Raw genomic sequence first — 18941 nt, forward strand, 5'->3', positions numbered from 1 at the left:
ACTGATGCCCGAACTCTCTGATATTTTATCCAGCCGTGAGCTGCAGCGCTGGCGTCTGCTACTGGGTGAGGCGGCAGAAAACAGCCTCAGCGGGCTGGATGAGCAGGCCCGCGCCGTGGATAACGCCCTGGAGTGGCTGTACGGGCGCGATCCGCAGCGTATCCAGCGTGGAGAACGTCACGGCGGAATGCAGGGGTCGCAGCTCACCACGCCAGAATGGATCAACGCCATCCACCAGCTGTTTCCGGCTGAGGTGATAGAGCGCCTGGAAAGTGACGCAGTGCTGCGGTTTGGCATCGATGACGTGGTCACCAATCTGGATGTCCTGGAGCGCATTGCGCCCTCGGAGGGACTGCTGCGCGCCGTCCTGCATACCAAACACCTGATGAACCCTGAGGTATTACAGGCAGCACGCCGGCTGGTGCGCCAGGTCGTGGAGCAGATTATGGCACGGCTGGCGACTGACGTCCGCCAGGCCTTTTCTGGCTCCCGCGACCGGCGGCGGCGGTCGCCGGTCGCGATCGCTCGCAACTTCGATTTTAAAAGCACGCTGCGTGAAAATCTGCATCGCTGGGACCCGGAACGCCGTCGTCTGTACATTGAATCCCCGGTGTTTATCAGCCGGGTGAAACGCCACAGTGAAAAATGGCAGCTGGTGCTGCTGGTCGATCAGAGCGGATCGATGGTGGATTCGGTGATCCACTCAGCGGTAATGGCCGCCTGCCTGTGGCAGCTGCCGGGCATTCGTACCCATCTGGTGGCATTTGATACCAGCGTGGTTGACCTGACGGCCGACGTGCAGGACCCGGTCGATTTGCTGATGAAGGTGCAACTGGGTGGCGGCACGGATATCGGCAAAGCCGTGCAGTACGCCCGGCAGCTGATCGCGCAGCCGGAAAAAAGTGCCATTGTGCTGGTCAGCGATTTCTTCGAGGGCGGTTCCCCCTCTCTGCTGATAAACCAGGTCAGACAGTGCGTGCAGGACGGCACTAAAGTCCTCGGTCTGGCCGCGCTGGACAACAAAGCCGCACCCAGTTACGACCGGGAAATGGCCCAGCGGCTGGTGAATGTCGGGGCGCAGATCGCCGCGATGACGCCGGGAGAGCTGGCGGCGTGGCTCGCAGAGAATCTACAATCATGAGTGCTCCCGTACGCAATGAACTGCTCGAACTGACGCCCCAGGCGCTGATCGCCCTGAGCAACGCTGGCCTGGTTAAACGCAGCCAGAAGGAGATTGCCGCCGGAAACCTGCCGCTGTTCAGCGATGCAGAAGGTGTGCTGACGGCCCGGTTCAGCGAGGGCACCGTGACGCGCCTGAACCAGGGCCAGGGGCTGAAAGAGGCAAGCTGCACCTGCAACGCCAGCGGCATGTGTCGCCATCGGGTGATGCTGGTACTGGGTTACCAGCAGATCCACACCCCGGTGACACCCCCCCCGGAAACCCGCTGGCAGCCAGGGGAATGGCTGGACGAACTCGCCTCCCTGCCTGCGACCACCCGCAAACGGGCGCAGCAGCTGGCCGGAAAAGGGCTGGTCATTGAACTTCACTGTGCCCCAGGCCAGGTGCCTGCCGCCAGGCTGCCGATGAGCGACGTGCGGTTTTTCTCGCGCAGCAGTATGCGCTTCGCCCGCTGTGACTGTATTGAGGGCACGCTGTGCGAACATATTATCCTTGCAGTGCAGGCCTTTGCGGCGGCCGAAGCCCGCCATCCCGGTTTCGATCATCTCAGCTGGCAGACCGGGGCCGGGATCGCCGGGGAACCCGCGACGCAGATGCCGCAGGAGGATGGCCTGGCGCAGCTGAATGATCTGAGTTACGCCCTGTGGACCGGCGGCATCAGCCAGCCTGCCGTAACCTGCTCACCTTTGCTGGTTCGCGCCGCGCGTCACGCACAACAGGCGGACTGGCGCTGGGTCACGCTGGCAGTGCAACAGGTATCGGAAGGCATTGATGACTTTCATCAACGCGCCTCCCACTATCGTGCAGGGGTGTTTCTCAGTCAGTTCGCCGCACTGACGGCCCGCCTGCGCGCCGCCCGGGAGATGGCCGGCATCGCCGCTGAAGATCGGACGCCCACGCAGCCCTGGCGCAGCCTGGTCGGTCACGGCGTGCAGGACCAGGTCAGACTGGATCACCTGCGGCTGGTGTCGCTGGGGATGCAGAGCTGGCAGAACGAGCAGCATTATGGGGTGCGTATCTGGTTTACCGATCCCGATACCGGCAGCGTGCTGCATCTCTCGCGTCAGTGGCCACTGGCGGAACAGGAGAATGCCCCGGGCTGGCAGCGGCGGATTGCCGGCTTTCAGGCGGATATGCTGGCGGGCGGCCAGATTATTTCCCAGGCGGCGCAGCGTGATGCCAAGGGTGAACTTCACCTCAGCGCCCGCGATCGCCTGAATGCCGTGGCCCCCCTGACGCCCGCCGCCTGGGCCATTCCTGATATTCCACTCTGTCAGCCCGGCGTGGTGGCGCTGCGCCAGTACCTGCTGCATCGTCCACCTGCCTTTACCCGTCCGCTGAGTGAAAGCGATAACCTGTTTATTCTGCCGCTGGGTGAGTGTTTGAGCCTGCGCTGGGATGCCGGGCGTCAGACGCTGGAAGCCGAGGCGATCAGCGGCCCCGGCGAAGATAATGTGCTGTGTCTGTCACTCAGCGTCTCCCCCGCCGCGCCGGGTGCCATTGACGCGCTTATCCGCGTGCTGCAACAGCAGGACGATCCGCCCTGTCAGGTCTCCGGCCTGGTTTCCGTGGCCGGAGGGAAACTGACGCTGGAACCTCTGGTGGTGATGACCGGTAAACGGGCCTGGGTACTGCAGGCCGGTCCGCCTTCGCCGCAGGCTCTGCCGACGGCTGCCGTTGACCATCCCCTGCCGCTTTCGCTGCAGCTGCTTCAGCGCTGCCAGCAGATGCTGGTCGACTGGCTGCATAACGGGTTGCATCATCAGGAGCAGCGGGCCTGCCGGGAGGCCGAAGCCCTGGCAGCCGATCTTCAGCGCTGTGGATTTGCAAGGCTGGCGAAACTGGCGGCTCAGATCCCCACACGACTGCGGGGTGCTGACCCTGAGGAGCTGGTGAAGACGCTGACCGCCTTTGTGCTCCTGCGCGACCGTCTGGAGCAGGAGTGTCTGCTGATGCCGTCAGCGTTTTAACAGCATAACGCCCGCAAAAGCGGGCGTTAGCAGCAGGTTACAGCAGCGGTTTATCGCCGCGCTGCCACAGGCGCAGCAGCAGACGCTCGGCGCTGGCAGAGGCACTGTCGGTGAAACGGCTCATCACACTTTTACGACGTGCATAGCGCACGCCGACCACCTGGTGGTCGTTCATGCGTTCGATGATCAGGTCGTCGCTGGTGCTGATGGCGTCTACCAGACCCTTTTCCAGCGCCTGCGTGCCGTACCAGTGCTCACCGGTTGCCACGCTGTCAATATCCAGTGAAGGCCGCATCTGATGCACAAACTGTTTAAACAGCACGTGCGTCTCGTTCAGATCTTCGCGAAACTTCTCACGCCCCTCCTCGGTATTTTCACCAAACAGCGTCAGCGTCCGCTTATATTCACCCGCCGTGTGCAGCTCAACGTCGATTTCATTACGCTTCAGCAGGCGGTTAAAGTTGGGGATCTGTGCCACGACACCGATAGAGCCGATGATCGAGAACGGCGCCGCGACAATCCGGTCAGCCACACAGGCCATCATATAGCCCCCGCTGGCCGCGACTTTGTCTACGGCCACGGTGAGGGGGATTTTTTTGTCACGCAGCCGCTGCAGCTGGGATGCGGCCAGTCCGTAGCCGTGTACCACGCCGCCCGGGCTTTCCAGACGCAGCAGAACTTCATCGCCGGCGGCCGCCACCGCCATCACCGCAGACACCTCTTCACGCAGCGAAGAGACTTCCCCGGCATCCATGCTGCCCTTAAAATCCAGCACGTAGAGGGTCGGTTTTTCCTGCGGTGGCGTATGCCCCAGCTTCGCCTGCTGCTTTGCCGCCTTTGTTTCCTGCTTGTCTTTTTTCTTCTGCGCTTTGTGCCACAGTTTTTGCTGCAGCGGCTTCATCTTCGCCAGCCGCATCGTGTCCTGCATGTCGCGGTAGCGCTCGTCGAGGTGCGTCAGCTTTAGCTGCCCGCCCTGAGCACGTTTACGCATGGCCAGGGTGGCGATAGTGATGGCAATCGCCACAATCGCCACCACTACGGTGACGGTCTTCGCCAGGAAAAGTCCATAATAAGAGAGTAGGTCCACTCAATCCGCCTTGATTTACATTATGTTAGAGACAGGCTTAGTGTAGCTGAGTCACGCTCAGGAGTCGCCTGCAACCCGTTTCAGTCTCCCAATAACCCTGGCGGGCGATTGAACTCAGCGCCGTTTTCAGGCATAAAACACTTTATTCAATCCGTGCAAGGGCTTACGTCAGGCGAAAATCGCAGTCTGCCCCTGATATTCCCCATCGCCAGAGGATCTCCCCGTGTACTATCAACCGAAAAGCGATCTGCTCAATAACCGAATTATTCTTGTGACCGGTGCCAGCGATGGTATAGGTCGTGAAGCCGCCCTCTCTTACGCCCGCTACGGCGCGCAGGTGCTGCTGCTGGGCCGGAATGCAGAGAAACTGCAACGCGTCTGTAACGAAATAAACGCGCACGGCCAGGCCACCGCCCTGTGGTTTACTCTCGATCTGGAAACCGCCACAGCCGAAAGCTGCCGTGTACTGGCAGAGACACTTGCCACTCAGGTGCCGCGCCTTGACGGTGTGCTGCATAACGCCGGGCTTCTGGGTGATGTGATCCCCATGGATCAGCAGGACCCGGCCACCTGGCAACAGGTGATGCGCGTCAATATTGACGGCACGTTTTTTCTCACCCAGGCACTGCTTCCCCTGCTGCTCAAATCCGATGCAGCATCACTGGTCTTCACCTCGTCAAGCGTCGGTCGTCAGGGACGCGCGGGCTGGGGAGCTTACTCTGTGTCGAAGTTTGCCACCGAGGGCATGATGCAGGTGCTGGCCGAAGAGTATGATGCGCGTCAGCTGCGGGTGAACTGCATTAATCCCGGCGGCACCCGGACCAAAATGCGCGCCAGCGCTTTTCCGCATGAGGATGCGCGCAAGCTCAAGACGCCAGCCGAAATTATGCCGCTTTATCTCTGGCTGATGGGCGATGACAGCAGGCGCAAAACCGGGCAGACCTTTGATGCGCAACCCGGACGCAAAGCGGGGGCAGCAGAATAATGTCTACCGACCGCCATCAACAGCGCCAGCAACGTCTGAAAGAACAGGTCGATGCGCGCATTGCGGCCGCCACCGACGTGCGCGGCATCCTGATGGTCTTTACCGGCAACGGCAAAGGGAAAACCACCGCCGCGTTTGGCACCGCCAGCCGCGCCGTTGGCCATCAGAAGCGCGTGGGCGTGATCCAGTTTATCAAGGGGGAGTGGCCGAACGGCGAGCGTAATTTGCTGGAGCCGCACGGTGTGGAGTTTCAGGTGATGTCCACCGGCTTTACCTGGGATACGCAGAATCGCGAAACCGATACCGCCGCCTGCCTGGCGGTGTGGGAGCACGGCAGGCGGATGCTGCAGGACCCGACGCTGGACCTGGTGGTGCTGGATGAGCTGACATATATGGTGAGTTTTGACTATTTACCGCTGGAAGAGGTCCTTGAGGCACTGCGGCAGCGCCCTGCCCGGCAGAGTGTGATTATTACCGGACGCGGCTGTCACCGGGATATTCTGGCGCTGGCAGATACCGTCAGCGAAATGCGTCCGGTAAAACACGCCTTTGACGCCGGGATCCAGGCGCAACAGGGAATTGACTGGTAATCTGCCCCCATAAAAAAAGGGACCCGGGGGTCCCTTTTTATCACCGAGCGGGCGTCAGCCCTGCTGGCGTTTCGACGAGCGGCGGTTGCTGCCCGGCTTACTGGTTTTGGTCGTGGTGGTGGTATGGCGCTTCACCGCACGGCGGATCTGATTCGCCTTGGTACGACGACGATCCTTTTCTACCGGCACTTTGCTGACCGTTTCCGGTGCCAGACCGACCAGCTCACGCAGGTAGTTAGTCGGCTCCAGATCCAGCTCCGTCCAGCCGCCGCGCGGCAGCCCTTTGGGCAGATCGATATCGCCATAGCGGACGCGAATCAGACGACTGACCTGAACCCCTACGGCTTCCCACAGGCGACGCACTTCACGATTACGACCTTCGGTCAGCGTGACGTTATACCACTGGTTGATCCCTTCGCCCCCGGTAAACTTCAGGGTCTTAAAGGCCGCCGGGCCATCTTCTAACTGCACGCCACGGCTTAACAGTTTGATCTTCTCATCATCCACGGCACCAAAGACGCGTACCGCGTATTCACGCTCGACTTCGCGGCTTGGGTGCATCAGACGGTTAGCCAGTTCACCATCGGTAGTGAACAGCAGCAGACCGCAGGTATTGACGTCCAGACGCCCGACGGCTACCCAGCGGGCACCGCGTAGCTTCGGCAGACGGTCAAACACCGTTGGCCGTCCTTCCGGGTCGTTACGGGTACAGAGCTCACCTTCCGGCTTGTAGTACGCCAGAACGCGGCAAACTTCGGTAATGGACTCACTGACGGGGACGATATGGCCGTCTACACGAATTTTCATTGATGCGCTGGGTTCAACCCGGTCACCCAGTGTTGCCAGCTTGCCATCGACGCTGACGCGTCCGGCAGAGATCAGGGTTTCAATTTCACGACGGGAACCGTGCCCGGCGCGTGCTAAAACTTTTTGTAACTTCTCGCTCATGGAGCACCCTCTGTGTCGCCTTCCCAGGCGTCATGGTGAAAACATAATTTCTTTTGTTTTCAATAACTTAAGTTGTGTATCACGTGCCATTATACAGCCTTTTTACCTTACTGTAACCCTGTTTGTTGCCGCTGCTTAGTGCGGGCGGCCATGGCCGGTAAAAAAAATAGCGCAGGGATCTGCTGCCCTGGTGGCCTGCGGTAAAGATTGGAATCGCTTAACAGTAAAGAAAAGTGATGAAATGATAATCACTTATCATTCAGCCTTATATTCTCTATTCACGCTGTTTCGAATTAACTGCAATAACAGCCACTTGCTATGCCATTATTCCGTATCCCTCTCTTTACCCTCAGCGGCAGCCCGTATGGCCTCCCGGCCTGTTATGCCTGTTGTGCGCCTCACCTTTAGTCCGTCACCCCAGTTTTTATCGATTTTCTGGTCTCATGCACCGGATGATTAAATTTTTTCGATATTTTATGCTGACTTAAAGACTATCAGGCGTGAATAACGGAGTGTAAACATCAAATAATCAGTTCTTTAATATTGCAGGTTGAGTTAATTCTGGATTATCCCAGCTTTTATAGTGATCACCGTCATATTAATTTGCTCTGCTTATTAGTTTGTGTAGAATTCATTCAGGCAAAACAGCGCCGAATAAATAGATACATAAGTATATATTACAAGTACACGTTAAACGTGACACATGACTTTTTGTTTTTCTTTTCGTTGTAAGCAGTAAAAACAGCCGCGAAAGCGTCTAAAAAAACGCTGAGATATCCTCAGCATCGGCATTACACGTCATAACTCCTCACCAGGGATTTTACCGACGTGTCCGACAAAGTGTGATCATAATGAAAATCAAAAATACCCTGCCAGCATTGGCTTTGCTAATGCTGACCGGCTGTTCTGTAGGCAAATATGACTACAGCAGCGAAGCTATGAAACGCGTAGACATGAATTTTACCGGTATTCCGACCATTCTTGGTATCGGCGCACTGGGCTCAAGCATTCCTGTTACCCCTGAATACAGCCTCACCGCAGCGCATGTCGCCAGACTTTCTGTTCAGAAAGTAAAGGCTTATCACCCCTATTGCGACCTCGCCATCATCTACCACAAAAATGACCTGAAAACGCTGCCGAAATTCCGCAGCGGCGCGGTCGGCGATCCGATAAAAATGTACGGCTACAGTTTTATTTCCGCCATGCCGGTGGAATCAGCAGGCGTTAATCTCGCCCTGACGGGGATCCGCAATGAGTGGAATAAGCGCCCGTGCATCGCGATGGCATCCAATGCAGGCGTGGTGAAAGGAATGTCGGGCGGTGCGGTATATAACAGCGACGACACGATTGGCGGCGTCATCGTTGGCTTTACCGATGAAATAAAAAGACCGCGCAAATCGCCAGTTCCTCTTAAGGATGTTTCTCTGTATATCCCGTATAAGGATTTTAAAGAGTGGCTGGAAAAATCTACATCGTAATAACAATGAATGAGAATAATTAACAGGCCCATTCTCAGCGGCCTGTTAATTATGACTTACAGGAAGGGTTGAATATCGCCTACCCCTTCGCGGATCACTTCCGGGGTATTTTCCGTTAAATCAATGACGGTGGTTGGCTGCTGTCCGAGATAACCGCCGTGAATAATCAAATCGACCAGTTTGCCAATTTCATCCTGAATGGCTTCAGGATCGGACTCGGTAAAGTCATTGCCCGGCAGCATCAGCGAGGTCGACATCATCGGCTCATTGAGCGCCTCCAACAAGGCCAGTGCTATCGGGTTTGACGGCACGCGCAGCCCAATGGTTTTACGCTTCTCACTCATCAGACGGCGCGGCACTTCTTTGGTCGCCTTCAGGATAAACGTGTAGTTGCCTGGCGTGTTGTTCTTAATCAGACGAAACGCTGTGTTGTCGACATGGGCATAGGTTGACAGCTCGGACAGATCCCGGCACATCAGCGTAAAGTTATGGTTGCCGTCCAGCTGGCGGATGCGGCAGATACGCTCCATCGCATTTTTATCTTCCAGCTTACAGCCCAGGGCATAGCCCGAATCGGTCGGATAAACAATCACACTGCCCTTATTGAGCATTTCCACCGCCTGTTTGATCAGACGTGGCTGAGGATTGTCCGGGTGAATATAGAAAAATTGACTCATTACACACCTCTTACTCTGCGCGTCATCGCTACAGACTTATTTAGCAATTTCAGGAAACCGGTGCCACACCGCTTCTACGCCGCCCGGCAGCCATAATTTTTTCCCCAGTTCAATCCAGGGACAGGCCTGATGGAAGTCAGACCCCTGCGAGGCCGCCAGCTGATAGTCCTGCGCGTAGCGTGCCAGCTGCTGACGCTCATTGGGTGCCTGCTGGCACTGCGCCACTTCCATTGCCTCGCCGCCCTGCTCACTGAAGTGAGCCAGCAGGCGCTTCAGCCATTTGGCCGACAGGCCGTAGCGGCCCGGGTGGGCGACCACGGCCCGGCCACCAGAATGATGAATGGCATCAATGGCTTGTTTAATTGTACACCACTGTGGCGGGACATAACCGGTTTTGCCCCGCGCCAGGTAATTTTTGAATACCTGCTGCATGGTATCCGCCTTACCGGCATTGATCAGAAAACGGGCAAAATGCCCGCGCGTGACGGCACCGCCTTCGGCCAGGGCCAGGGCCCCCGCCAGCGCACCGGGAATATGCGCTTTTTCCAGCCGCGCAGCCATCAGTTCTGCCCGCGCCATGCGCCGCGCGCTCTGTTCAGCGAGGAACGCGATCATCGCCGGATGGTCGATGTCTATCCCCAGCCCGACGATATGGATCTCATGGTTTTCCCACAGCGTGGAGATCTCCACGCCGTTGATCAGCTGCAGCGGTAGCGCATGACGCGCTATCGCCTCCCGGGCAGGCTTGATGCCCTCCGTGGTGTCGTGGTCGGTGATGGCCAGCACGCCTACGCGGTGTTCTACCGCCCGCAGTACCAGTTGCTCCGGGCTCAGCAGGCCGTCGGAGGCGCGGGTGTGGCTGTGCAGGTCATATATCGGGAAAGCACTCATTGGGGGGGCAACTGCGGTCAAAACGACTCCGGCAAACAAAAAAACATCGCTGCATGATACCGTCATTTGATCCTGAGGGAAAAAGAGTATTGACTTTTTCTCCATGAACCAGTTAACTAGTACGCAAGTTCACAAGCAAGGTATCTGTATCATGACATATTCATTCTCTCTGATGACTGGTTGGTGGCGTCCTTTCCCCTGAACGGGCGAGATGGTCATGCACACTTAAGACAGAGTGCAGATACTCAGGCCCGCATGACGCGGGCTTTTTTTTGAGCAAAAAACAGAGAACATCACATGCAAAATGCCAGACCTGGAGTGAAGTTGATTACCGGCAACGCACCTTATCGTGAAGATCCGGCGGCGGTTTTTCATCAGCTCTGCGCCGCACGTTCTGAAACGCTGCTACTGGAGTCCGCTGACGTTGACAGTAAGCGTAACCTGAAGAGCCTGCTGATTGTCGACAGCGCTCTGCGCATCAGCGCACTGGATAACCGCGTTCAGGTGCAGGCACTGTCAGAAAATGGTCGCGCCCTGCTGCCGCTGCTGGATGCCGCGCTGCCCTCTGTGGTGAACAATATCGTGCGACCAGATGGCCGTGAGCTAGTATTCCCGGTTAATCATGAATTCCTTGATGAAGATGCTAACCTGCGCGCGCTGTCGGTATTTGATGCACTGCGCCTTATTCCCCAACTGGTCAGTGCCCCCGGCGAAGAGCGTGAAGCCGTTCTGCTCGGCGGCCTGTTTGCCTATGATCTGGTGGCCGGGTTTGAGGTCCTGCCCGCACTGAAAAACGAGCAGCGCTGCCCGGATTACTGTTTCTATCTGGCCGAGACGCTGCTGGTCATCGACCACCAGACGCAGAGCGCCCGACTGCAGGCCAGCCTGTTCACGTCTGCCTCCTCTGAATTTTTACGCCTGCAAAGTCGTATCGAACAGCTGCGCGGTCAGATGTTGCAGCCAGCCACCGCGCTGCCGGTGCAGACCGTTGAGAAAATGAGTCTGAGCGTCAGCCAGAGTGATGAGGATTACTGCCAGGTGGTGCGCCAGATGCAGGAGGCGATCCGCATTGGTGAGATCTTCCAGGTAGTACCGTCGCGTCGTTTTTCCCTGCCCTGCCCGTCGCCGCTGGCGGCTTATGACACGCTGAAAAACAGCAATCCCAGCCCTTATATGTTCTTTATGCAGGATCGCGATTTCAGCCTGTTTGGTGCCTCGCCTGAAAGTTCCTTGAAATATGACGCCATCAGCAATCAGATTGAAATCTATCCTATTGCCGGGACACGTCCGCGCGGTCGTCATGCGGACGGCACGCTGGATCGCGACCTGGACAGCCGTATTGAGCTGGAGATGCGTACCGACCATAAAGAGATGGCCGAGCACCTGATGCTGGTCGACCTCGCCCGCAACGACCTGGCGCGCATCTGCCAGCCCGGCACGCGCTATGTCGCCGACCTGACAAAAGTCGATCGTTACACCTTTGTTATGCATCTGGTTTCCCGCGTAGTCGGTCAGCTGCGTGCCGATATTGACGTCCTGCACGCCTACCGTGCCTGTATGAATATGGGCACCCTGAGCGGCGCCCCGAAGGTGCGCGCCATGCAGCTGATTGCAAAAGCTGAAGGGACCCGTCGCGGCAGCTACGGCGGTGCCGTCGGTTACTTCACCGCCAGCGGCGACCTTGATACCTGCATTGTTATCCGTTCCGCATACGTTGAAGATGGCGTGGCGACGGTTCAGGCCGGAGCCGGTGTGGTTCTGGATTCTAATCCGCAGGCGGAGGCGGATGAAAGCCGCAATAAGGCCCGTGCGGTTCTGCGCGCGATTGCCACTGCGCACCACAGCAAGGAGATGTTCTGATGGCCGATATTCTGCTGCTCGATAACTTCGACTCATTTACCTATAACCTCGTCGACCAGTTACGTACCTTTGGCCACAACGTGGTGATTTACCGTAATAACGTTCCGGTGGAGCAGCTGACGGCGCGCCTGCAGCAGATGGAGAACCCGGTGTTGATGCTCTCCCCTGGCCCGGGTGCGCCCTCCGAAGCAGGGTGTATGCCTGAGCTGCTGCAAACGTTACGCGGCCAGCTACCAATTATCGGTATCTGCCTGGGTCATCAGGCGATTGTCGAAGCCTATGGCGGGCATGTCGGCCAGGCGGGCGAGATCCTCCACGGTAAAGCGTCGGCTATCGTGCATGATGACCAGGGCATGTTTGCCGGGTTAAGTAACCCACTGCCGGTGGCGCGTTACCACTCCCTGGTCGGCAGCAACATCCCTGCCGGTCTGACGGTGAACGCGACGTATAACGGAATGGTCATGGCGGTCCGTGACGACGCACGCCGCGTCTGCGGCTTCCAGTTCCACCCGGAATCCATTCTGACCAGTCAGGGCGCACGCCTGCTGGAACAAACCCTTGCCTGGGCGCTGGCGTAATCATGGAGATAGCGATGAACACTATTCTGGAAAAATTATACCAGGCCGAGATCCTGACGCAGGCAGAGAGCCACCAGCTATTTTCCGCCATTATTACCGGTCAGCTGGAGCCAACCCAGCTGGCGGCGGCCCTGATTGCCATGAAAGTGCGCGGTGAGCAGCCCCAGGAGATTGCCGGGGCGGCGACCGCCCTGCTGGAAGATGCCAAACCCTTCCCGCGTCCTGATTATCCGTTCGCTGACATCGTTGGTACCGGCGGGGATGGCAGTAACAGCATTAATATCTCCACTGCCAGTGCCTTTGTGGCCGCGGCCTGTGGCCTGAAGGTGGCAAAGCATGGCAACCGCAGCGTATCCAGCAAGTCGGGGTCGTCCGATCTGCTGGCTGCCTTCGGCATCAGCCTGGATTTACCGGCGGAACAGGCCCGCCAGGCGCTGGATGAGCTTAACGTCTGCTTCCTGTTCGCCCCGCAGTACCACAGCGGCTTTCGCCATGCGATGCCGGTACGCAAGGCGCTAAAGACCCGAACCCTATTTAACGTGCTCGGGCCACTAATTAATCCCGCGCGCCCGCCGCTGGCGGTGATTGGCGTATACAGTCCGGAGCTGGTGCTACCGATCGCCCAGACGCTGAAAGTACTGGGCTATCAGCGCGCGGCCGTGGTTCACGGCGGCGGCATGGATGAAGTGGCGTTGCACAGTGCCACACACGTGGCAGAACTGCGTGACGGTGAGATCACCAGCTACCAGCTCACCGCCGAAGATTTTGGCCTGAGCTACCATCCCCAGGAGGCGCTGGCCGGGGGTTCGCCGGAAGAAAATCGTGACATTCTGACCCGTTTACTCCAGGGTAATGGCGAGCTGGCACACGAAGAAGCCGTGGCGGCAAACGTCGCCCTGTTGCTGAAAATTTTTGGTCACGAAGACTTACGGCACAATGCCCGGCAGGCGCTGAAAACCATTCGCAGCGGCAAAGCCTATGAGCATGTGGCCGCACTGGCAGCAAGAGGATAATCATGCAGGAAACCGTACTCACTAAAATCGTCCAGGATAAAGCGCTGTGGCTGACAGACCGCCAGCAGCAGCAGCCGCTGGCCACCTTCCAGAATGACGTTACCCCCTCAACGCGTAGCTTCTATGATGCGCTGCGCGGCGCACGCACCGTCTTTATTCTGGAGTGTAAGAAAGCCTCCCCGTCTAAGGGCCTGATCCGCGAGGACTTCGACCCGGCGGTGATAGCCGGGGTATATAAACATTATGCTTCCGCCATTTCCGTACTGACGGATGAGAAATATTTCCAGGGAAGCTTCGATTTTCTGCCTGTTGTCAGCGATATCGTCACTCAGCCGGTACTGTGCAAAGATTTTATTATCGATCCCTATCAGATCTATCTGGCACGCTACTATCAGGCCGACGCTATTCTGCTGATGCTGTCGGTGCTGAACGATGAACAGTACCGCCAGCTGGCCGCCGTTGCCCACAGCCTGAATATGGGCGTGCTGACCGAGGTGATCAGCGATGAAGAGCTGGAGCGCGCCACCGCGCTGGGGGCCAAAGTAGTTGGGATTAACAACCGCGATCTGCGCGATCTCTCTATCGACCTCGACCGCACCCGTCACCTGGCCCCGAAAGTCGCCCACGGTGTAACGGTGATCAGTGAATCCGGGATTAACAGCTACGCCCAGGTTCGGGAACTGAGCCACTTCGCCAATGGCTTCCTGATTGGTTCAGCCCTGATGTCCGAAGATGACCTCGCTGCCGCAGTGCGTCGGGTCATTACGGGTGATAATAAGGTCTGCGGTCTGACCCGTGCCGAAGACGCGCGAAGCGCGCACGAGGCCGGGGCGCTGTATGGCGGTCTGATCTTCGCAGAAGGCTCTCCGCGCCAGATCAGTATCGAGCAGGCGCAGCAGATTATCCCGGCGGCCGCCCTGAAATATGTCGGTGTCTTCCGCAATAATAAAATGAGTGACATTGTCACTTTAACCCGACAGCTCTCTCTCTCCGCCGTACAGCTGCACGGTGATGAAGACCGCGATTTCGTCGCCGCGTTGCGACGCCAGCTGCCGGAAACCGTGCAGATCTGGAAAGCGTTCAGCATCGACGGCAGCCTGCCCGCCCGCGACTGGGAAGGCGTTGATCGCTACGTGTTCGATCACGGTCAGGGCGGCAGCGGTCAGGCCTTTGACTGGTCTCTCCTGCAGGGTGAAACGCTGGATAACGTGCTGCTGGCAGGGGGACTTAGCGCGGATAACTGCGTACAGGCCGCACAGCTCGGCTGCGCAGGTCTTGACTTCAACTCCGGCGTTGAAAGCGCCCCCGGAGTGAAGGATGCCGGTAAAATTGCTTCAGTGTTTCAGACGCTGAAAGCCTACTGATAAAGAGAAATAACATGACCCGATTAAATCCGTATTTTGGTGAGTTTGGCGGCATGTATGTGCCGCAAATCCTGATGCCCGCGCTTCTTCAACTCGAAGAGGCTTTTATCAGCGCACAGAGTGACCCGGCATTCCAGGCGGAATTTACCGACCTGCTGAAAAACTATGCGGGTCGTCCGACGGCCCTGACGCTGTGTAAAAATCTGACGGCAGGCACAAAAACCCGTCTGTATCTTAAGCGTGAAGATCTGCTTCACGGCGGTGCACACAAAACCAACCAGGTGCTGGGCCAGGCTTTGCTGGCAAAACGCATGGGTAAAAATGAAATTATTGCCGAGACGGGTGCCGGTCAGCACGGCGTGGCTTCCGCCCTCGCCAGCGCCCTGCTGGGCCTGAAGTGTCGCATTTATATGGGGGCCAAGGATATTGAGCGCCAGTCGCCCAACGTCTTCCGTATGAAACTGATGGGCGCAGAGGTCATCCCGGTACACAGCGGATCTGCCACGCTCAAAGATGCCTGCAATGAGGCCCTGCGCGACTGGTCTGGCAGCTATGACACTGCCCACTATATGCTGGGCACCGCTGCCGGCCCGCACCCGTTCCCGACTATTGTGCGTGAGTTCCAGCGAATGATCGGCGAAGAGACAAAAGCACAGATTCTGGAAAAAGAAGGTCGCCTGCCAGATGCGCTGATTGCCTGCGTAGGCGGGGGCTCCAACGCCATTGGTATGTTTGCCGACTTTATTGATGAAAGCAGCGTTGGTCTGATCGGCGTTGAACCGGCCGGGCACGGAATTGACAGCGGGGAGCACGGTGCGCCGCTAAAACACGGACGCGTGGGCATCTATTTCGGTATGAAGTCCCCGATGATGCAAACCGCCGACGGCCAGATTGAAGAGTCCTATTCGATTTCTGCCGGGCTGGACTTCCCGTCCGTGGGGCCGCAGCACGCCCATCTTAACAGCATCGGACGCGCCGATTACGTCTCCATTACCGACGATGAAGCGATGGACGCGTTTAAGATCCTGTGCCGCAGCGAAGGGATTATTCCCGCCCTGGAGTCGTCCCACGCGCTGGCCCATGCGCTGAAAATGATGCGCGAAAACCCGGAGAAAGAGCAACTTCTGGTCGTTAACCTCTCCGGCCGTGGCGATAAAGACATTTTCACTGTGCATGACATTTTGACTGCGAAGGGAGAGATCTGATGGAACGTTATGACCGCTGTTTTAAACGTCTTGCAGAACGTCAGGAAGGCGCGTTTGTGCCTTTCGTCACCCTGGGCGATCCGGGGCCGGAGCTTTCATTAAAGATTATCGATGCGCTGGTCGCCGGCGGCGCGGATGCGCTGGAAGTAGGCATACCGTTTTCCGATCCGCTGGCGGATGGCCCGACGATTCAGAATGCTAACCTGCGTGCCTTTGCGGCAGGCGTGACACCGTCACAGTGCTTTGAGATGCTGGCCACGGTTCGTCAGAAGTACCCTGATCTGCCGATTGGTCTGCTGATGTACGCCAACCTGGTGTTTTCTAATGGCATCGATGAATTTTATGCCCGCTGTCAGCAGGCGGGCGTAGATTCGGTACTGATTGCCGATGTTCCCGTTGAGGAGTCCGCCCCCTTCCGCCAGTCGGCCATGCGTCATAACGTCGCGCCGATCTTTATCTGCCCGCCGAATGCCAGTGACGATCTGCTGCGCGAAATCGCCTCGCACGGCCGGGGGTACACCTACCTGCTGTCACGCGCCGGGGTCACGGGTTCAGAAACCCGCGCGAATCTGCCGCTGAAGCATCTGGTGGATAAACTGCGCGAGTATCACGCTGCGCCTGCGCTGCAGGGCTTTGGTATCTCTGAAGCCTCACAGGTCAGGGAAGCGATTGATTCCGGCGCTGCAGGTGCGATCTCAGGGTCGGCGATTGTCAAAATCATTGAGCGCAATGTGTCACATCCCGATGTGATGCTGAAAGAACTGACCGACTTTGCCGCCAGCCTGAAAGCCGCCACGCGCCGTTAATCCAGATGAATGCCTTATCGCGCGATAAGGCATTATTTTCTTTCCGTTTCTCACACTTCTCATTTGCTTTCTTTCCTTCTCTGAACAACTATTACTGTGAACCGCAATTATGCTGGTTACGGCCTTTTGATGATGACAGGGAGAGATGCAATGAAATTGTTTAAAGTCTTATCAGGTGTTGTTATTGCTGCGGTGGTTGCACTGTCCGTAAGCGCCTGTGCGCCAACGCCAACCAAAGAAGGCACCGGTGGATATATTGATGACACCGTGGTGACGACCAAGGTCAAAGCGGAGCTGCTGGGTGATAAATCGCTGAAGTCGACGGAAATTAACGTTGAGACCTTTAAAGGCCGCGTACAGCTGAGTGGGTTTGTCAGTTCACCGCAGGCGGCTAACCGTGCCGTACAGGTGACGCGCGGGGTGCCTGGCGTGAAATCCGTCGTGAACAATATGCAAATTAAGTAATATCACGTACCAAATAAGAAAGGCGCGAATATCGCGCCTTTCTTGTTTCTGTGGGAGGGGCCTAGAAACGGTACCCTGCACCAAAGAAGAAGACGAACGGGTTGATGTGGGTTTCAATACTCTGACGACCCGCCGCCGCAGAATCGAAGCGCACTTTTGTGTTGATATCCATGTACCACAGAGAGGCGTTCAGCATCCAGTCCGGCGTTAACTGATAATCCAGACCCAACTGCCCCGCCACGCCCCAGCTATTTTTTACACTCAGGTTGCTCAGGCCGGCATCACGCCCGGTCTGATTGAAGTCGGTGTTATAGAACATGGTGTAGTTAACACCAATCCCGGCGTAGGGCTGCCATTTACTGGTGTTCCCCATAAAGTACCACTGCGCCATCAGGGTTGGCGGCAGCTGGTGCACGGTAGCCAGCGTGCCGGTAGCCCGCAGACCAACATGGTGCCTGAACGGCGTTGCGCCCAGCAGTTCCACACCAATATTGTCGGTTGCCATATAGGTAAATGTGAGGCCAAGCTGGGTATTGTTATCAACATTAAACTCCCCCAGCCCCATGACGTTATCCGATCCTCCGGTCGGGCGGACGGTAGCCGACCCGGCACGCATAAAGAAATCGCCCGCTTCATGCGCGGAGGCGACAACCGGTAGTAGGGTGACAACGGCCAGTGCCAGTGCTTTCAGTTTCATAGACCACTCCTTTTCTTCAAATTATCGTCAGCATGTGACCTGCTTCGAGGCCTTGGTGCATAATCACGAGACATATTTACGCTGATTTACGCTAAAAATCATTCAAATCAATCCCAATAAAGTTGATATAAAACAGTGGGTTGATTTAGATCAATTTTATCCAGCCAGGCGTAGCTGGATTCTTATTGATCGGCAGAGGTAAATCGATTTGACGGCCCCCGGCGTGGCGTGGCAAAAAGTGAGGTGAAACACTAAAGGCCAAAAAAGAGCCTAATCCCTTCTTAAATCGAAAGTTATGTCAATCTGGGTGCCAGCACCCCATCTGAGCATGTACAATCGCCGGATCGCCAACACCGATCTTTCAAGGAGAGTACATGTCTATCACGGCGGGTTCGCTATACCGTGACACGGGGAATTTCTTCCGCCATCAGCTGGTTACGATTGTGCTGATGGCTTTACTGACCTCATTTATCACTATGCTGATCGGTAAGGCCTTCTCGCCCGATGCCGACCAGATGCAGATCCTCGGCGATGGTGCGGCGGGTTCCGCCAGCAGCCTGATGGAGATGGTGCAGAACATGTCACCGGAGCAACAGGCCGTTCTGCTGCGGGCCTCTGCGGCAGGCACATTCGCTTCACTGGTCGGTAATGTCCTGTTGCTGGGGGGTATGCTATGCCTGATCCCGATGGTCTCTTCCGGCCAGCGTGTCAGCGCCCTGCGCGCCATCGGTGCTTCTGCACCCTACCTGCCGCGCCTGCTACTGCTGACGTTCCTGATGACGCTGGTGATCCAACTGGGCTTTATGGTGCTGGTTGTGCCGGGCGTACTGCTGGCGGTGACGCTGGCACTGTCGCCGATGATCATGACCACAGAAAAGGTGGGTGTCTTTGCCGCCATGCGGTCAAGCGTGCGCCTGGGATGGGGTCAGATGCGCCTGATTGCCCCGGCTGTTATCTTATGGATAGTCGCCAAACTGATCCTGCTGCTGCTGGCCTCATCCATGCTGCGCCTGCCGCCTGATGTGGCGTCAGTGGTGATTAATGGTCTGAGCAATCTGGTTTCAGCCATACTGATTATCTATTTGTCCCGTCTGTATATGCTGTTACGTTAATTAATCAGGAATGCCTCGACAGGGGCATTCTGCTG

At 57.2% G+C, this 18941-nt stretch carries 16 protein-coding genes, 1 pseudogene and 1 other annotated feature; of the genes and pseudogenes, 12 read left to right on the forward strand and 5 right to left on the reverse strand.

Features of this window, described 5'->3' with window-relative positions; genetic code table 11:
• Positions 1–4 precede the first annotated feature (4 nt).
• Positions 5–1141: a vWA domain-containing protein gene (locus ACZ3HG_RS03690; RefSeq protein ID WP_191935828.1), complete on the forward strand. Its 1137-nt coding sequence runs from the start codon at positions 5–7 to the stop codon at positions 1139–1141.
• The gene (locus ACZ3HG_RS03695) at positions 1138–3150 is read left to right on the forward strand and encodes an SWIM zinc finger family protein (protein ID WP_465331899.1); all 2013 of its coding nucleotides are present in this window, start codon (positions 1138–1140) and stop codon (positions 3148–3150) included. The genes ACZ3HG_RS03690 and ACZ3HG_RS03695 overlap by 4 nt, the downstream gene beginning before the upstream one ends.
• A gap of 37 nt (positions 3151–3187) precedes the next feature.
• Here ACZ3HG_RS03695 and sohB read toward each other — a convergent pair whose 3' ends face one another.
• Positions 3188–4237 carry a protease SohB gene (gene sohB, locus ACZ3HG_RS03700; RefSeq protein WP_191932488.1) on the reverse strand — a complete coding sequence of 350 codons (1050 nt, stop codon included), beginning with the start codon at positions 4235–4237 and terminating at the stop codon, positions 3188–3190.
• Between the two features lie 223 nt (positions 4238–4460).
• Here sohB and ACZ3HG_RS03705 point away from each other — a divergent pair, with 223 nt between their 5' ends.
• Together ACZ3HG_RS03705 and cobO are read left to right on the forward strand one after the other, a co-directional pair.
• On the forward strand, positions 4461–5222 hold the full coding sequence (locus tag ACZ3HG_RS03705; protein WP_191932489.1) for a YciK family oxidoreductase: 762 nt from the start codon (positions 4461–4463) through the stop codon (positions 5220–5222).
• Positions 5222–5812: a cob(I)yrinic acid a,c-diamide adenosyltransferase gene (gene cobO / locus ACZ3HG_RS03710; RefSeq protein ID WP_465331902.1), complete on the forward strand. Its 591-nt coding sequence runs from the start codon at positions 5222–5224 to the stop codon at positions 5810–5812. Before ACZ3HG_RS03705 ends, cobO begins: the two co-directional genes overlap by 1 nt.
• A gap of 54 nt (positions 5813–5866) precedes the next feature.
• On the opposite strand, the gene rluB is transcribed toward cobO, so the two are convergent.
• The gene (gene rluB, locus ACZ3HG_RS03715; protein WP_118664066.1) at positions 5867–6760 is read right to left on the reverse strand and encodes a 23S rRNA pseudouridine(2605) synthase RluB; all 894 of its coding nucleotides are present in this window, start codon (positions 6758–6760) and stop codon (positions 5867–5869) included.
• A gap of 851 nt (positions 6761–7611) precedes the next feature.
• Between rluB and ACZ3HG_RS03720 the strand changes: the two genes are divergently transcribed.
• Positions 7612–8238: a serine protease family protein gene (locus ACZ3HG_RS03720; protein ID WP_465331904.1), complete on the forward strand. Its 627-nt coding sequence runs from the start codon at positions 7612–7614 to the stop codon at positions 8236–8238.
• Between the two features lie 56 nt (positions 8239–8294).
• Here the strand turns inward: ACZ3HG_RS03720 and ACZ3HG_RS03725 are convergent, their stop codons facing one another.
• Both ACZ3HG_RS03725 and rnm read right to left on the reverse strand, forming a co-directional pair.
• Positions 8295–8915, reverse strand: coding sequence for an L-threonylcarbamoyladenylate synthase (locus tag ACZ3HG_RS03725; RefSeq protein WP_062743141.1), 621 nt, complete (start codon positions 8913–8915; stop codon positions 8295–8297).
• Between the two features lie 36 nt (positions 8916–8951).
• The gene (gene rnm, locus ACZ3HG_RS03730) at positions 8952–9806 is read right to left on the reverse strand and encodes an RNase RNM (RefSeq protein ID WP_191933097.1); all 855 of its coding nucleotides are present in this window, start codon (positions 9804–9806) and stop codon (positions 8952–8954) included.
• Between the two features lie 175 nt (positions 9807–9981).
• Positions 9982–10080: a sequence feature (Trp leader region), on the forward strand.
• Between the two features lie 23 nt (positions 10081–10103).
• Between rnm and ACZ3HG_RS03735 the strand changes: the two genes are divergently transcribed.
• From ACZ3HG_RS03735 to ACZ3HG_RS03760, 6 genes and pseudogenes are all read left to right on the forward strand, one after another.
• Positions 10104–11666: an anthranilate synthase component 1 gene (locus ACZ3HG_RS03735; RefSeq protein ID WP_191932491.1), complete on the forward strand. Its 1563-nt coding sequence runs from the start codon at positions 10104–10106 to the stop codon at positions 11664–11666.
• A pseudogene (gene trpD / locus ACZ3HG_RS03740) lies at positions 11666–13257 on the forward strand (bifunctional anthranilate synthase glutamate amidotransferase component TrpG/anthranilate phosphoribosyltransferase TrpD). The gene ACZ3HG_RS03735 and the pseudogene trpD overlap by 1 nt, the downstream one beginning before the upstream one ends.
• Before the next feature lie 2 nt (positions 13258–13259).
• On the forward strand, positions 13260–14621 hold the full coding sequence (gene trpCF, locus ACZ3HG_RS03745) for a bifunctional indole-3-glycerol-phosphate synthase TrpC/phosphoribosylanthranilate isomerase TrpF (RefSeq protein ID WP_465331907.1): 1362 nt from the start codon (positions 13260–13262) through the stop codon (positions 14619–14621).
• A gap of 14 nt (positions 14622–14635) precedes the next feature.
• Complete coding sequence (gene trpB / locus ACZ3HG_RS03750; RefSeq protein WP_191932495.1) at positions 14636–15826, forward strand: tryptophan synthase subunit beta; 1191 nt, start codon at positions 14636–14638, stop codon at positions 15824–15826.
• The gene (gene trpA / locus ACZ3HG_RS03755; RefSeq protein ID WP_465331909.1) at positions 15826–16632 is read left to right on the forward strand and encodes a tryptophan synthase subunit alpha; all 807 of its coding nucleotides are present in this window, start codon (positions 15826–15828) and stop codon (positions 16630–16632) included. Before trpB ends, trpA begins: the two co-directional genes overlap by 1 nt.
• 150 nt (positions 16633–16782) lie before the next feature.
• The gene (locus tag ACZ3HG_RS03760; RefSeq protein WP_191932497.1) at positions 16783–17097 is read left to right on the forward strand and encodes a BON domain-containing protein; all 315 of its coding nucleotides are present in this window, start codon (positions 16783–16785) and stop codon (positions 17095–17097) included.
• A gap of 61 nt (positions 17098–17158) precedes the next feature.
• Here ACZ3HG_RS03760 and ompW read toward each other — a convergent pair whose 3' ends face one another.
• The gene (ompW, locus tag ACZ3HG_RS03765; protein WP_191932498.1) at positions 17159–17794 is read right to left on the reverse strand and encodes an outer membrane protein OmpW; all 636 of its coding nucleotides are present in this window, start codon (positions 17792–17794) and stop codon (positions 17159–17161) included.
• A 374-nt stretch (positions 17795–18168) separates the two neighbouring features.
• Here ompW and ACZ3HG_RS03770 point away from each other — a divergent pair, with 374 nt between their 5' ends.
• A complete protein-coding gene (locus ACZ3HG_RS03770) occupies positions 18169–18906 on the forward strand; it encodes a YciC family protein (protein ID WP_191932499.1) in 738 nt (245 codons plus the stop codon).
• The last annotated feature ends 35 nt before the right edge of the window (positions 18907–18941 follow it).

This window comes from Erwinia sp. PME.40.26/001, assembly GCF_055556675.1.

Bases quoted from the DNA above. Each gene is read 5' to 3' on its own strand.
- ACZ3HG_RS03690 (WP_191935828.1), top strand. From the start codon at position 5: ATGCCCGAACTCTCTGATATTTTATCCAGCCGTGAGCTGCAGCGCTGG.
- ACZ3HG_RS03695 (WP_465331899.1), top strand. From the start codon at position 1,138: ATGAGTGCTCCCGTACGCAATGAACTGCTCGAACTGACGCCCCAGGCG.
- cobO (WP_465331902.1), top strand. From the start codon at position 5,222: ATGTCTACCGACCGCCATCAACAGCGCCAGCAACGTCTGAAAGAACAG.
- rluB (WP_118664066.1), bottom strand. From the start codon at position 6,760: ATGAGCGAGAAGTTACAAAAAGTTTTAGCACGCGCCGGGCACGGTTCC.
- ACZ3HG_RS03720 (WP_465331904.1), top strand. From the start codon at position 7,612: ATGAAAATCAAAAATACCCTGCCAGCATTGGCTTTGCTAATGCTGACC.
- ACZ3HG_RS03725 (WP_062743141.1), bottom strand. From the start codon at position 8,915: ATGAGTCAATTTTTCTATATTCACCCGGACAATCCTCAGCCACGTCTG.
- rnm (WP_191933097.1), bottom strand. From the start codon at position 9,806: ATGAGTGCTTTCCCGATATATGACCTGCACAGCCACACCCGCGCCTCC.
- ACZ3HG_RS03735 (WP_191932491.1), top strand. From the start codon at position 10,104: ATGCAAAATGCCAGACCTGGAGTGAAGTTGATTACCGGCAACGCACCT.
- trpCF (WP_465331907.1), top strand. From the start codon at position 13,260: ATGCAGGAAACCGTACTCACTAAAATCGTCCAGGATAAAGCGCTGTGG.
- trpB (WP_191932495.1), top strand. From the start codon at position 14,636: ATGACCCGATTAAATCCGTATTTTGGTGAGTTTGGCGGCATGTATGTG.
- trpA (WP_465331909.1), top strand. From the start codon at position 15,826: ATGGAACGTTATGACCGCTGTTTTAAACGTCTTGCAGAACGTCAGGAA.
- ACZ3HG_RS03760 (WP_191932497.1), top strand. From the start codon at position 16,783: ATGAAATTGTTTAAAGTCTTATCAGGTGTTGTTATTGCTGCGGTGGTT.
- ompW (WP_191932498.1), bottom strand. From the start codon at position 17,794: ATGAAACTGAAAGCACTGGCACTGGCCGTTGTCACCCTACTACCGGTT.
- ACZ3HG_RS03770 (WP_191932499.1), top strand. From the start codon at position 18,169: ATGTCTATCACGGCGGGTTCGCTATACCGTGACACGGGGAATTTCTTC.